Source organism: Rhizobium sp. WSM1274 (assembly GCF_025200775.1).
Taxonomy (GTDB): Bacteria; Pseudomonadota; Alphaproteobacteria; order Rhizobiales; family Rhizobiaceae; genus Rhizobium; species Rhizobium leguminosarum_I.
In genome coordinates this window covers 66,768-80,034 of record NZ_CP104140.1, presented here as the reverse complement: position 1 = coordinate 80,034, position 13,267 = coordinate 66,768, and the positions used below count along the sequence as shown (strand labels likewise).

The 13,267-nt window shown below is 60.8% G+C and carries 13 protein-coding genes; 3 read left to right on the top strand and 10 right to left on the bottom strand.

The window, feature by feature from the left end; genetic code table 11:
* The first annotated feature begins 2 nt into the window (after positions 1-2).
* Positions 3-887: an alpha/beta fold hydrolase gene (locus tag N2600_RS30115; protein WP_222386925.1), complete on the top strand. Its 885-nt coding sequence runs from the start codon at positions 3-5 to the stop codon at positions 885-887.
* Here N2600_RS30115 and N2600_RS30110 read toward each other — a convergent pair.
* Complete coding sequence (locus N2600_RS30110) at positions 884-1,624, bottom strand: polysaccharide deacetylase family protein (RefSeq protein WP_222386865.1); 741 nt, start codon at positions 1,622-1,624, stop codon at positions 884-886. The genes N2600_RS30115 and N2600_RS30110 overlap by 4 nt on opposite strands.
* Positions 1,624-2,712 (bottom strand): glycosyltransferase family 4 protein, encoded by a 1,089-nt coding sequence (locus N2600_RS30105; protein WP_162115203.1) that lies wholly within the window; start codon positions 2,710-2,712, stop codon positions 1,624-1,626. The genes N2600_RS30110 and N2600_RS30105 overlap by 1 nt, the downstream gene beginning before the upstream one ends.
* A 177-nt stretch (positions 2,713-2,889) precedes the next feature.
* Here N2600_RS30105 and N2600_RS30100 point away from each other — a divergent pair, with 177 nt between their 5' ends.
* Together N2600_RS30100 and N2600_RS30095 are read left to right on the top strand one after the other, a co-directional pair.
* Complete coding sequence (locus tag N2600_RS30100) at positions 2,890-4,608, top strand: adenylate/guanylate cyclase domain-containing protein (RefSeq protein ID WP_222386864.1); 1,719 nt, start codon at positions 2,890-2,892, stop codon at positions 4,606-4,608.
* On the top strand, positions 4,608-5,486 hold the full coding sequence (locus N2600_RS30095) for an FkbM family methyltransferase (RefSeq protein WP_170256474.1): 879 nt from the start codon (positions 4,608-4,610) through the stop codon (positions 5,484-5,486). Before N2600_RS30100 ends, N2600_RS30095 begins: the two co-directional genes overlap by 1 nt.
* Before the next feature lie 148 nt (positions 5,487-5,634).
* On the opposite strand, the gene N2600_RS30090 is transcribed toward N2600_RS30095, so the two are convergent.
* The 8 genes from N2600_RS30090 to N2600_RS30055 form a co-directional block, all read right to left on the bottom strand.
* Positions 5,635-5,967 carry a hypothetical protein gene (locus N2600_RS30090; RefSeq protein ID WP_222295325.1) on the bottom strand — a complete coding sequence of 111 codons (333 nt, stop codon included), beginning with the start codon at positions 5,965-5,967 and terminating at the stop codon, positions 5,635-5,637.
* A gap of 239 nt (positions 5,968-6,206) precedes the next feature.
* Complete coding sequence (locus N2600_RS30085; RefSeq protein ID WP_260111944.1) at positions 6,207-7,106, bottom strand: RDD family protein; 900 nt, start codon at positions 7,104-7,106, stop codon at positions 6,207-6,209.
* Positions 7,103-8,179 (bottom strand): stage II sporulation protein M, encoded by a 1,077-nt coding sequence (locus tag N2600_RS30080; RefSeq protein WP_222386862.1) that lies wholly within the window; start codon positions 8,177-8,179, stop codon positions 7,103-7,105. The genes N2600_RS30085 and N2600_RS30080 overlap by 4 nt, the downstream gene beginning before the upstream one ends.
* On the bottom strand, positions 8,179-9,498 hold the full coding sequence (locus N2600_RS30075) for a DUF58 domain-containing protein (protein WP_260299631.1): 1,320 nt from the start codon (positions 9,496-9,498) through the stop codon (positions 8,179-8,181). The genes N2600_RS30080 and N2600_RS30075 overlap by 1 nt, the downstream gene beginning before the upstream one ends.
* Complete coding sequence (locus N2600_RS30070; protein WP_222280194.1) at positions 9,499-10,455, bottom strand: AAA family ATPase; 957 nt, start codon at positions 10,453-10,455, stop codon at positions 9,499-9,501.
* Between the two features lie 87 nt (positions 10,456-10,542).
* On the bottom strand, positions 10,543-11,829 hold the full coding sequence (locus N2600_RS30065) for a hypothetical protein (protein WP_260111942.1): 1,287 nt from the start codon (positions 11,827-11,829) through the stop codon (positions 10,543-10,545).
* Positions 11,822-12,577, bottom strand: coding sequence for a hypothetical protein (locus tag N2600_RS30060; RefSeq protein ID WP_222386859.1), 756 nt, complete (start codon positions 12,575-12,577; stop codon positions 11,822-11,824). The genes N2600_RS30065 and N2600_RS30060 overlap by 8 nt, the downstream gene beginning before the upstream one ends.
* A 4-nt stretch (positions 12,578-12,581) precedes the next feature.
* Positions 12,582-13,028 (bottom strand): DUF805 domain-containing protein, encoded by a 447-nt coding sequence (locus N2600_RS30055; RefSeq protein ID WP_017968216.1) that lies wholly within the window; start codon positions 13,026-13,028, stop codon positions 12,582-12,584.
* Positions 13,029-13,267 lie beyond the last annotated feature (239 nt).

The window sequence follows — 13,267 nt, the reverse complement described above, 5'->3', positions numbered from 1 at the left end:
ACGTGGCCACGCTCGTCCGACATCACTTCGTTACGGTTGCAGGCGTCGAGACTTTTTACCGCGAGGCCGGCCGAGAAGATGCTCCGGTCTTGTTGCTGCCGCACGGATATCCCTGCTCATCCTATGAATTTCGCAATCTCATGCCACGCCTTGCCGACCATTGGCGCCTGATTGCGCCGGATTTCCCGGGTGCGGGCTACAGCGGCACGCCTGATGATTTCGACTACAGCTTCGACGGATACGCTGCCTGGCTGGAGGCCTTCGTCAGCGCGATGAATGTCGACCGGTTTGTCCTCTACCTCCACGACTTCGGGTCGCCTATCGGTGCGCGGTTGGCGATCAAGGACCCCCAGCGCATCTTGGCGCTGATCATCCAGAACGGCGACATCCCCTATGATGATGCCCTCGGGCCGAAGTATGCGGAGATCGAGGCGACATGGACGCTTCCGAGATCCGAGATGAAGAAGGTGCTGGCGGAGACAGTCAGCGAGGAGACCTTCAAGGAGGAATTCCTCAACGATCTGCCGCCGCTTCTGGCCGACACGGTCCCGCCGGATCTCTGGAAGCTGCACTGGTCGCTGATCACGCCGCGGCGCAAGGAAATCGCCATCGACCTGATCGCCGGACTGAAGGAGAACCGGGCGTGGTTCCCGGAACACCGCAAATATCTGCGCGAATATCGGCCTCCGACTTTAATCGTCTGGGGTCCGAATGATCACTACATGCCGGAAAAATCGGCGCGAGCCTACATGCGCGATCTGCCGGATGCCGAACTGCATCTGCTCGGCGGCGGCCACTGGCTGCTCGAGACGCATCTCGATGACGTCGTAGCACTCATGCGAGAGTTTCTCGGGCGAGTTTCACGCCGCCTGATCGGCAATGTCTAAGGCTCTAGCAATTCCGACGCCGATGACCAGCGGACGGCGGGATGCCGGCCCGTCGCTGCAAACAAGGCGGACAGAAAATCCCAGGCGGCCGCATCATGAACCAGATGGTGAGTGAGCACGCCGATCGGCTCGTCGCTGCCGGCAAGCCGGTCGCGGAGTTCAGCGACCAGTTCGGCCACCAGTTCCCCCTCGCTGCGGCCGCCGCGCGTGCCGTGCCAGTCAATAATGTCGACGTGGGTGTTGAGCAGCGGGATTGGTCCGCCCTCTCTTGCCCGCCCGTAAGTCGAAAGCGCGGCAAAGCCGAGTTCGGGCAATGCAGGAATCAGGGCGGCATCGATCCGGTTCCACGGCGGCACCAGCACCGGCAGGAAGCGAGCCGGATGGAGCCGCTTCAGGCGCTGTAATCCCTCACGCAACTCGCCGAGCACCACCTCGGACGCCCGTTCGCCGCCGAGTTCCTGCTTCTTGCGCTCAGGTCCGGCGTGATTGGTGTGGGACCAGCCGTGCACGGCGACAGCGACGCCTGCTCCCCCCGCCAGCCGCGCGGCCAATGCCTCACCCGTCAGGGCGGGAATGACGGCAAGCGTCAGCGGAATTCCGTTGTCGCCGGTCAGCGACAGCAGCTTTTCCAGATCAGGCGTCGGCTCGACGGCGTCGTCGTCCCTGAGCCAGAACCGCACCACGCGGCCGGCGGCACGCCAGCGTTCAAGCTCGCGGCCCAACGGTTCCCAGTTCATCACCTCACTCCTGTTCCTGCGCTTCTGCGCAAAATCCCGTCCAAGACACGGGCAGCCCTCGCAAGCGAACGCTCCTCGAGCACGAAGCATCGTGCCGCCTGCCCCATCGCGTCACGCTTTTGACCGTCGCCGAGCAGGGTTGCGATCGCCCTTGCATAGGCAGCGACATCACCCTCCGGCGTCAGCAGGCCGGTCACGCCAGCCTCGACCACCGCTGGCACGCCTGCCGTTGCCTGCGCCACGACAGGAAGACCGGCTGCCTGGGCCTCGAGATAGGCGAGACCGTAGGCTTCGCCGCAGCCGGGCCAGACATAGATGCCGCCATGTCCGAGCAATTCGGCGATCTCGACGACATTCCGCTCGCCCAGCCATTCGATGCGGCCGGGAAAGCCGGCAAACAGCGCCTCCACCTCTTGCCGCAACGGACCATCGCCGATGACGGCCAGCGTCCAGAGCCGGTCTTCGATCAGCCGCAACGCTTTTGCAAGCATGACATAACTGTCCATCTTGTCGCCGGCCCGCATCATCGCGACCGTCATCAGCCGGCGCTGATCGGGCGCTGGCGACACCGTCTCGAACAACGCCGTGTCGATGAAGGGGTTAAGCCTGGCAAGGCGCGCCTGCGCAAAGGCGGCGGCAAGTCCGGCCTGGTCGCGCCCGGTGAAGCTGATATTGACCGCCGCCCGCATGATCGCCTCGCCCACCAGCTTCTGTGAAGCTGCCCAGCCGGTTCGATCGCGTTTTGCCGCATAGGAGGATTCGGCGGTGACGTAGGGAATTGCGAATTCGGCTGATATCGCCGGCCCGAAGGGATCGGGCGATTTGTAATAGGGGTGGTAGCAGAACCAGAGTTCCGGCCGCGGCGCGGATTTCCATCTTAGCCGCAGCCGCTCCAGTTCGGCGCCGATGGCGGGTTCAAGCGCCGCTGCGGCTTGCGGTGTCGAGGCATAGGTACGGAATTCGGAGGCGACGTCGACCTGATGCCCGCCAAGCTCCAGTGCCCGGATCAGCAGTCGCGCCATCAGCCGGTCGCCCGACGGCACCGGATGGTTCGGCGATTTCATCGGCGCGTAGAAAGCCACCCGCATTGACACCTCACGTGAGACAGACTGTTTACAACTTTCGCGCCCGTCGGAAAAATTCCGCTCTTGTCCCTTTGCCGGAAACTTGCGCATAAGCATATGGAATGTGATCGCGATCGAAGCAATTCCGCCTCTTTCTCAATCTCTATGGGCCTGCGGTTACATCGACAAGAACGGGAATGAATGACGACGGTCTCGGCCACAGGGATTTTTTCGGAGCGTACGATCAGAAGGGCGAGGCTCGGTTCCGGCCTCGTCATTTTCATCTTCGTCCTCTTCCATTTGTCGAACCATGCGATTGGCCTGATTTCCGTCGCTGCCGCCGATAAAGCCGCCCACCTCTTCCTGGCGATCTGGCGCAATCCTCTGGGGACCGCCATCTTCTATTCGTCGGTCCTCATCCATATCGCGCTGGTGCTGCGCGCCATCTACATGCGCCGCAGCCTCGTCATGCCGAAGGGGGAAATGGCGCAGATCGTGCTCGGCTTGATGATCCCGCTGCTGCTCCTCGATCATGTCATCGGTACGCGCATCGCCCACGAATTCTACGGCTACATCGATGACTACGAGACGGTCGTCGGAATGCTCTGGATCAGGAACCCGACAAACGGCGTTCGGCAGGTGTTCGCCGTTGTCGCCGTCTGGATCCACGGCTGCATCGGCATCCATTTCTGGCTGCGCTACCGCTCCTGGTATCCGGACTTCGCTCCGCTAATGCTGGCGCTTGCTATCCTCGTGCCGGTGCTCGCGCTGCTGGGCTTCGTCGAAATGGGCCGGGCGCTCGCCGACCCTTCCTACCAGCAGTCAATGACGGTCAGCGCCTACAAGGAGGGGGTCAACACCCGCTACGCCTCGAACCCGGACGTTCACCGTCAGGTCGCCGTGATCCGCGCCGGGCTCTACGGCGCCTTCTCGGCCTCGCTGCTCATCGTCGTCGTCGCCCGCGCCCGGCGCAAGCTGAAGGAGCGGCTCGATCAGGTCGCCGTGAATTATCCAGGCGGCGAGGTGATCCGGGTGCCGCGCGGCTTCTCGGTGCTGGAAGCGAGCCGCCTCGGTGGCCTGCCGCATTATGCCGTCTGCGGCGGCAAGGGCCAGTGCTCCACCTGCCGCGTGCAGATCTTTGGCGATTACGAAAGCCTGCCGGCCCCCGACAAGATGGAGCAGACGACGCTGAAGCGCATCAATGCCGGCCCGGATGTCCGGCTCGCCTGCCAGCTTCGTCCGAACCGCGACGTTGCGGTCGCGCCGCTTCTCGTCCCGGCGGTCGAGGCAGCCCTTCCTGCCAACAGCCAGGAAACGAGCCCCGGCCGCGAGCGTGAAATCGCCGTGCTCTTCGTCGATATCCGCCATTTCACCACGCTGACGGAAACCCGCCTGCCCTTCGACGTCGTCTTCCTGCTGAACCGCTATTTCGCCATCATCGGCAAGGCGGTGGAGCAGGCGGGCGGGCGGCTCGACAAGTTCATCGGCGACGGCGCCATGGCGCTCTTCGGCCTCAATACCGCGCCGGAGGAAGCCTGCCGCCAGGCGCTCAACGCAGCAGCCGCGATCGTCGCCGAGGTCGAGAAACTCGCTGCCGAGTTGGCCGATGAACTGGCGCTGCCGCTGCGCATCGCCATCGGAATTCACACCGGTCCCGCCGTCGTCGGCACGATGGGATACGGCCGGGTGCGCAGCATGACGGCGATCGGCGATACCGTCAATGTCGCGAGCCGGTTGGAAAGCGCTGCAAAAGAGTTCGAAGCGGCGATCGTCATCTCCGAACCGGTGGCGACCCTTTCGGGTGCTGATCTTTCCGGCATCGAAAGCCGTGAAATCAGTGTGCGCGGCCGGGCCCTGCCCTTGAAAGTCTACGTCATTCCGAGAGAGAAAGCAGCAGAACCGCTCGAAGGAAAAGACTGATGCCCGGCAAGCCCTGGCTGACCACCAAATACTGGAGCCGCCGGCTGCGCAAGGCGCGCAATAGAGCCGCTTCGCGCTTCTTCGACACCCGCTTCGGCCGCCGCTTGCTGATCGAAAATATCGGCCCGCGCGTCGTCTCGATGACGATCGACGCCGGCGACCACCTGATGACCTTCTCGCCCGCCGACTATATCGGCCGCAAGGTCTTCCGAAAGGGCCATTTCGAGCGCGAGGCCGTCGACCGGCTGATCGCCATCCTGCGCGAGCGCGGCCTCTTGCGAAAGGACGCGACGCTGCTGGAGATCGGCGGCAATATCGGCACCCAGACCGTCTATTTCGCCCTCAGCGACACCTACGCCCATGTTGTCAGCATCGAGCCCGATCCGCGCAATTTCCCGCTGCTTGCCCTCAATATTCGCCAGAATCGGCTGGAGGAGAAAGTCCGCCTCGTCAACTGCGCCGCCGGCGAGAGCGAAGGCGAGATCGACTTTTTCCTCAACCTCAACAATCACGGCAAGAGCAGCGCCATCCGTCAAAGCCCGACAGACAGGAAGATCAGCGTGCCGGTGAAGCCGGTTTCCGAGATCCTTGCCGGTCTTTCGGTCGATCCGGCCGCAATCGGCCTCGTCTGGATGGATATCGAAGGCTACGAGCCGGTCGCCTGCCGCTCGATGCGGCCGCTGCTTGCCCGCCGCGTGCCGCTCTATATGGAATTCACGCCGCTCTTCTACGGCCCGGAGGGAACGAAAGCCTTCATATCGATGCTGTCGGGGTTCTACGAGGATTGCCTCGTCGTCTTCGAGGACCGCGAAGAGGAAATGAAGGTCCGCGACCTGCCGGGCAATTTCGGACAGTACAACGTGCTGTTTCTGCCTTAAATGTTCGGCCATGCATGCCGGAGAGACTCTTTCCCCTGCGTCAATTGAAATTCACCAGACACGCGGTGAAGATGCAGCACTTGTCACTTGCTTCGGTATCCGGCGGTTACAGCGGGTTTGTCATCTCCGCCAAGCGCTGCCGCCCTTATCATGCTTGCCACCACTTGGCTCTTTCAATCATGACTTTCCGCAGCACTTTGCGGTTGTCGGGAACCTGGATTACAATGGTTTTGCTTTTGTTTCCCTTTTTTACTTCTCCACAAATTGCAAACACCGCCGAAAGCAATGGCTCGCTAATAAGACCCGACATTCCAAGAGTGGTTGCAGCTTTTAACGCCGACTCTGGCGTCATCTTGAAACCGCATGTCGATTTCGTCACATCATGAAAGAAGATTGCTGATGCGGCGGCGCGTTCGTCGGCCTGAGCGTGACCCGTAGCAGCAAGAACAAGCGCGAAAGCGCCTAAAATACGTAGCTTCATTACATTATCCCTAAAGTACAATCTATGGGCATAGTACAACCCGGCGGATTTCCGAAGTAACTTCTCTCCAACTCAAAACCACAATTCCTTCAGAGTTCGATCGGTAGGAGGGCTCTAACAACAGCCAAACTGGCATCCGATCACCTGTCGTCGAGCTCAAGCCTTCTCAATGCTTCAAAAAAGACGTTCATCAATTGGTGGCGGTGACTTGCCACTTTCGTCCCAAAGCATTCACCCCATCAAACGAGCTTCTTCGCCTCTGATCGCGAATGCTCATGATATTTGTTTTCGCGAAGCGTGCCGAAAAGCTTCAAGCTCTCGAGATGCTCGCGTTGGGCGCGATAGAACTCATTCAGGAAAACCAGTCCCCGGCCGGGCTTCACCGTGTCTTCATACCGGATCCTCCGGGTAATGGTTCGCACGATCTGTTCGATCTCTTTATGGTTGGCTGTCTTCGTCGAGTCGCGAAGCACGTCCTCCAGCGTCTGCAGCTCATATTTGCCGTAGATATCGAGATGTTCCGGCAGGAATTCGAATTCCGCCTGCGACGAGACGGCGGCAGGAGCAGACAGCGCAAGGTCGGACAAGAGCACGGAACGCGGAGTGTCGACCACCAGGGTGCCGGCAATGATGTCGCCAAGCCTTTGCCGGCGTCGGTTGGTGAAGGGGACGACGACCACCGCTAGAAGCCAGAGGCTCGTCAGACCGTTTTCCCAGACCGACTGCGTGCCGACCGAAGCCAAAAGGCCCATGGGGGCGAAAATCTCCACCTGTTTCATCAGGTTGCGTGCGGTCACCTGGTGCGGCGTGAGCCGCCGTCCGTCCATGTTGATGACGCGGATGCCCGTGATTCTCTTTCCGAGCGTGCGTCCGTTCCAGATGAGCTCCGAGAGAATGTAATAGGGGGTCTGCACCAAAAAACCGAGCATCACCATGAGCATCGCCTCCGCCGTCATAGGCAGCACGCCTGTGAAGAGGATGGCCACAGCGCAGATGAATATGATGATCGAGGTGAAGACGATGTCGAGGAATTGCGCGCCGAAACGGGTTCCGATCGAGGCAATGGCGAAGCTGATCGGGACGCCCTCAGGCGGTATGAACTGCTCGACGTGGCTGCCGTCCGTGACTGTCTGGCTCATCGCATGGCCTCACGCGAAACCTTGCTTTGGCGACCTCCAAGCAGCAGCCAGCCTACCCAGAAGAGGCCCATCCCCCAACCGATGACGATGCGCCAGAGCGGATCCTGGATCAGCTGACGCAGGAAGCCTTCGATGAAGGCTGCCGCGACAAGCATCAGCGCCGCCAGGATGGCGAGCTTGACGGCATCATGCGCCTGGTGGCGCAAGGCTTCCTTTCGCGTTCTGGCACCGGGAAGGAGAACGGCAAGTCCGAGCCTTGCCCCACCGGCGCAGGCAATGGCGATGGCCGCAAGCTCGGTGACGCCGTGGATCGAGAGCCAGGCGAAGACGTCGTAGCCTAGCCCTCTGCGATAAAACATCGCGAAGAACGCGCCGAGGATCAGACCATTGTAAAAGGTCAGGATGAAGCTCGGCACCGACAGGAAAACACCAAGGGTGAAGATCAGGATGACGATGGTGGTGTTGTGGGAAAAGAGAAAGCTGGAAAATGCGGCCAACTGGTCGCTGTCATGCCCTTCATTGCCATAGATGGTCGAGCGGAGGTAATCGGTCGAGGCATCGGGCGTGCGCTGGTCGGCCATCTCCGGCGGCACCAAGGTATAGAACCAGCTCGGGTCGTTGGCGCAAAGTCTGTATCCGGCCAGCGCGCCCAGAATGAGCGCCAGGAAGCCGATGAACAAAGGCAGGACCGAGCGCCGCACCGCCTGGGGAATGCCGTGCAACAGCAAGCGCCTCATTAGGCCGCCAAGGCTTTCCTGAGGAGCGTAGACGACGAGATAGGCCCGGGCGCAGAGGCTTTCCAGATAGGCGATCAAGGCGCGATCGAGGGAAATATCGCGCGCCACGCTCAACGAGTTCATCGCCTGCCTGTATCCGGTGGCGAGATTGCGGACTTCATCATAGCCGAGTGCGGCTGCGCCCCCTTTCTCGGCACGCGTCACCAGTTCGTCCAGTTGGCGCCAGTGTGCCTCGCGCTCCAGCCGGAAGCGGGCCGAACGAAGCGTATCGTTCTGAACGGCGCCGACATTGACTGTCGCGCCCCTATCCATCCTGCCGTCGATACCGATATCCATCATATCATCTCACGGGATTTGATTTCGATGTAGCGCGCAATGAGATCCGCAGTTAGTGCCTCCGGCGTGCTGTCGAGGCAAAGCACCCCGAGACGCGCCAGCTTTTCCATGACGGCGCGCCTCTCCTGCAGGATCTGGCGCGCCGCAACCGAGCGAGCGACGGCATCGAGCGTCGTTTCCTCAGGTTCGATGAGCTTGGCCAGCATCGGATCGCGCAAGGCGACATAGACGACAAAGTGATGCCGGGCGAGCACCTGCATGTTCTCGATCATCAGCTCCGCCGTGATGGTGTCGACGAAATCGGAGAATATCACAATCAGCGACCGTCGCTTCAGGCGTCCTGACAGGTGGCTCAGTCCCAAGGTATGGTTGGTCTCCTGGGTTTCGTAGCGCAGCCCGGCGCACACCGTCTGCAGCCGCGGAAAGGCCGCTCGTCCGGGCAAGGCCGGCACGAACAGACGCGGACGGCTGTCGAAGCTGTAGAAGCCAACAAGATCGCCGGCAAGGCCTGCGCCCCAGCACATGGCGAGCGCCGCATTGATGGCGCGATCGAGCTTCGTGAAGCCGGCAAGCTGCTCGGCCATCAGCCGTCCGGAATCGACGCAGAGGATGATCTGGTGGTTTCGTTCGGCCCTCATCTCGCGCACGACGAGGCTGCGCATGCGCGCCGAGCGCTTCCAATCGATGCTGCGCGGATCCATGCCGCTTACAAATTCACGCAGCTGGTGGAATTCCGATCCCTCGCCGCGCAACCGCAAATCCTTCTGGCCGGCCTCCAGCGGCAGGATCTGGGTCTTGATCGCTCCAGACAGCACCGGCGATATGTCGGGCTGGACAGCGATCTCTTGCCCAACGGGCATCTTTGCGATGATCTCGAGCAGCTTCAATCGCGATGACCACTTCAGCCATAGCTCGTGGACAGCGTATCGTCCCCGCCGGGTCAGATGAAGGTCCAGAGAGGCCTTGACCTCTCCTTCACCGGCACCCGATGCAGGGTCGAGCCATCTGATTTCGTCGACGACCAGCTCGGGAGCGAGATCGAGCCGGATTTCGATTTTCCGGGGCAGCGCGCCCTTCTGCGGCCGGATGCCGACCGTAAACGCGGCGGTGTGGCCGACAAAGCCTTGCGGCGGCAGATCGAAATCGATCGTCATCCTCCCCGCCAGGTTGGAGATGACCAAATCGGCGACGGTCAGGGCTGCAAGCGCAAGCCACATGAGGAGCAAGAAGGAGCTCATGTCGCGCCACCACACGCTGGTGAAGACCGTCACCGCGGCTGATATCAGAACGAGCGCGATCAGAGTGGAGGATGGCCGCATTTAACGGGGCGCGTCCACGCGGTTCATGATATTGCGCAGCACCTCGTCCGGCGTGCGCCCGTCAATTTCCGCCGAGGGCGAAAGTACGATGCGATGGCGCAAGGCAGGCACCAGCAACGCCTGGACATCGTCCGGCAAGCCGTAATCCCTTCCCTCGAAAGCCGCTCGCACGCGCACTGCCGATGCTACCGCGTCGGCCGCGCGGGTGGACGCACCATAGAGAATGTCGGGATCGGAGCGCGTGGCGCGCACCAAGTCGACGATGTAGGTCAGGATCGTGGTGTCCAGATGGATCGCATCGATCAGCGCCCGCCCCGTAGCGAGTGCGGCACTCGTGACCAGCGGACGGATGCCGGCGTTGCGCAGGTCTGATTTCAGCGCCTGCGTCGCATGTTTGGAGAGGATGGCAATTTCCGTATCGCGGCTGGGAAATTCGACGACGAGCTTGAACAGAAAGCGATCGAGCTGTGCTTCGGGCAAGGGATAGGTGCCCTGCTGCTCGATCGGGTTTTGCGTGGCAAGCACGAAGAAATCCGGTCCCAGGGAATAATCGGTTCCGTCAAGCGTGACCATCCGCTCGTTCATCGCCTGCAGCAGGGCCGATTGCGTCTTCGGGGGGGCGCGATTGATCTCGTCGGCGAGAAGAATGTCGGTAAAGACCGGGCCCTTGGTCAGGTGGAACTGATTGGTCTGGAAATTGAAGAGATTGACGCCCAGAACATCGCCGGGCATCAGGTCTGGCGTGAACTGGATGCGGCGATATTGCAGCGCCATGGCGGCGGAGACCGACCGGGCAAGCAAGGTTTTGGCTGTGCCGGGCGGACCTTCGACGAGGCAGTGGCCGCCGGCAAAGATCGAGATCAGGACGAGGTCGATGATCGCATCCTGCCCCTGCACCGCTTTGCCGATTTCGCCACGAACCGCGGCGATAAGATTGCGAAATTCACCTAGATCCAAGATCAATGCTCCCTCGAGCATGATGCCGAAATGTGTAAGCGGTTTTCGGACGACATCATGCTCTAACTCTTTAATTTAGAACAGGATTCAGATTTTAGGCCGACCCGGCCTGAAATCATCCTGTTCTAGCGACTTTCTAAATATTTCGAGATTGCGGTGCAGATCCGCCCGCGTCATCCGATGCCCACGATCGATCAGCGCTTGCGCTGACGAGTGCAATGCCTTCGCCGCCGCCTGATCGCGGCGCGCCAGGCGTTGAAACAGCCGCTCTACGCCTGCCTCGTTTCCGGCTCCGGGGCCGAAGACCAGTTGCGCCTTGTCCGCAAGCAGATGGAGCACGAACTGTCCGGTCATCCGGCCATCATTGCCTGACAGGCGCAGCAGACGCGCCGTCGCGTCGATCGCGGCCGTCTTCGACATCTCGGTGTTTGCGGATGCCTCGGGCAAAGCAGGCCCGAAGCGATAGGCGCCGCGCCAGAAACAAATAGCGGCGACGACGAACAGCACTCCCCAGATGACGGACAGCGGATAAGCGAAAAACCGCTTGAAATCGGAGGCAGAGCGCTCGTAGGTCCGGCCTTCATCCGCCGGTTTCTTACTATCCAGAGGCAGGCCGGCCGTATCCAGATAGACCGGCCGCTTCTCGCCCGCGCCGCGCAACAGCGTGACGAGCGACACGGCAAAGGAGGCGTTATCGGCCAGAGCCAGTCCGTGATTGTTCAACAGGTCCGGATCCGACAGCAGATAGACGTTCGGGTCGTCCTCGCCACGCAGTAGCAGCGCGCCCGACGGTGTGCCCGCCAGCTCCTCCCAACCGCTCGGCAGGCCCGACCGTTCGAAGGTTTGCGCCTGATAGAGGGCGATGTTGATGGGCTGGCCCGGTTTCGGCTGCGGCTGCGCCTCTTCAAAATCGGTGCTGCTACGGGCAAAGCCAAAATCTGAATAACCGAGCTTGTCGAGTTCGCCGCCGATATCGGCGAGATCGATCAGTCCCGATGTGCTGGCAACACCATCCGTTGAGACGCTGCCGCGCCATTTCGGCAATATGATCAGCGTCGGCAACGCATAGCGGTTTGACTCCCGGATCGGGCTTTCCGGGCCTGCGTCATCCGCTTCCTCGCTTGCCTGAGGTGCGACAACCATGGCTTGGCGTATCGACAGGGGAATGATGCGCAGCGAGATTTCCGAACGCGCCCGAGCGACATGAGGGTCGGATCGTACGACAGGGATACCCTTGGCTTGCAGCCACGTTTCCAACCCCTTGTTGCCAAGCGGCGAGCGGTCGAAATCGCTGCCGCGCGAAAGCGCAAAGACTGCCAGCGCCGCCAGCGCAAGCAACAGCCCCAGCAACAGAAGAGGCCCCGCGTTACGCATTGGCTACTCTGCCCGATGACAGCAAGCCGCGCGCGGTCGTCAGAAGGATGCCGAAATGGCTTTCCGCAAGCGTGCGGCCACCGTAATGAACGAGCTCCACTGCGGTCAGAAAATTTTCAAGCCGATCGCGGTCGGGCATATTGTCCGGCAGACGGGCGAAAACGGCCCGTTCCGTATCCGAGCGGAAAAGCCGTGTTCCCGTCACATCTGCCGCGTGCAGCAGGCAATGTCTGAGCAGCAGGACAAGCGCCTGCCTGCGATCCGCCATGGCGGCAATGCGCTGCAGAAAGTCGCTCGGCTTTTCCTCGGCCTCGGCTGCTGACGTGCGCCAGCTTTCCGGCGCCTCCCCCTGCCGTTTAATGTCGCGTGGCGCAGATGAAAGCAAGACGCCGCCATTACCGAAGCGTATCCATAAACCGATGACCACGATGAGACCGACAAGCACGACGGCAACCGCCAGAGGACCGTTGACGACCGGCTCCCGCGGGCTCATCAACGGCTTGCGTTGAGGCGACGATTTTGTCGTATTCGATGCCGGTTCGACCTTTGCAGAGGCATCGGCATAGACGAGCGTGCAGCGCAATCCGTTCTGCTGACACTGGGCGGCATATTCGGCTCCGACGGCGCTCTTTCGATGATCACCGCCCACAACCTGCCGAGTGTCGCTGTCCTGCGCCCACGCAGACGAAATCTGAGCCGAAGCGGCGAGCAACAGAGCCACCAGCAGGCTGACAGTGCGGATGGTCATGCTGCTAGGCAAAGACCTCTGCTCTTGCTTCGGGACGCAGCGGATCCGGCCCGAACCTGTTCGGACCATCCGTGCCCCTCATTACGGAAATAACCGTGATCGCGAGACCCGTAATGGTACCGATATAGGGAACCATGCCCAGGACGATCAGCGCCAAATACCACCAACCGGAAATGTCGCGATCGTGAAAACGGCGAACCTGAAGGGATAATATTGGTATAAAGATTGCAAGCCCAAACAATCCGCCGATCACCATGATGGCGACCACCGCTGACGAAACTCCACCCTGTTGGTCGGAAAAAGCGCCTACCGCCAAAGCCAAAATTACAAGCGCGAGCCCAACCAAGGTATAGAACAGCACGAACCACCAATATTCCGAGCGGGAGGCCCTGCCGGAAAAGGTTGCGTATTTCTGCGTCAGAACGGTCCGAACAGCATCAGTAAACCCCATATGAAATGCCCCCATTTCAGCTTGCTGCAAGCGCGGTGATCCACGGTTTCACCATCGTCTTGCTTGTTAGTCATTCAGATGAAAACAGCTACAATTCAAACGTAGAAATTGCAATAAGTCGGTTGCATTGGGACCATTATTTTAAAAGCAATGATTAACGCGTTGAGATTTTCACCTTGGTCACGAGGTGGACGTAAAGGTCCCTGACCTGCTGGGGGAAGATTCAGCCCGTTTAACCT

Coding starts and splice junctions, on each gene's coding strand:
- N2600_RS30095 (WP_170256474.1), top strand. CDS start 4,608: ATGCCCGGCAAGCCCTGGCTGACCACCAAATACTGGAGCCGCCGGCTG.
- N2600_RS30085 (WP_260111944.1), bottom strand. CDS start 7,106: ATGAGCCAGACAGTCACGGACGGCAGCCACGTCGAGCAGTTCATACCG.
- N2600_RS30060 (WP_222386859.1), bottom strand. CDS start 12,577: ATGACCATCCGCACTGTCAGCCTGCTGGTGGCTCTGTTGCTCGCCGCT.
- N2600_RS30055 (WP_017968216.1), bottom strand. CDS start 13,028: ATGGGGTTTACTGATGCTGTTCGGACCGTTCTGACGCAGAAATACGCA.
- N2600_RS30075 (WP_260299631.1), bottom strand. CDS start 9,498: ATGCGGCCATCCTCCACTCTGATCGCGCTCGTTCTGATATCAGCCGCG.
- N2600_RS30065 (WP_260111942.1), bottom strand. CDS start 11,829: ATGCGTAACGCGGGGCCTCTTCTGTTGCTGGGGCTGTTGCTTGCGCTG.
- N2600_RS30105 (WP_162115203.1), bottom strand. CDS start 2,712: ATGCGGGTGGCTTTCTACGCGCCGATGAAATCGCCGAACCATCCGGTG.
- N2600_RS30080 (WP_222386862.1), bottom strand. CDS start 8,179: ATGGATATCGGTATCGACGGCAGGATGGATAGGGGCGCGACAGTCAAT.
- N2600_RS30100 (WP_222386864.1), top strand. CDS start 2,890: ATGACGACGGTCTCGGCCACAGGGATTTTTTCGGAGCGTACGATCAGA.
- N2600_RS30090 (WP_222295325.1), bottom strand. CDS start 5,967: ATGAAGCTACGTATTTTAGGCGCTTTCGCGCTTGTTCTTGCTGCTACG.
- N2600_RS30110 (WP_222386865.1), bottom strand. CDS start 1,624: ATGAACTGGGAACCGTTGGGCCGCGAGCTTGAACGCTGGCGTGCCGCC.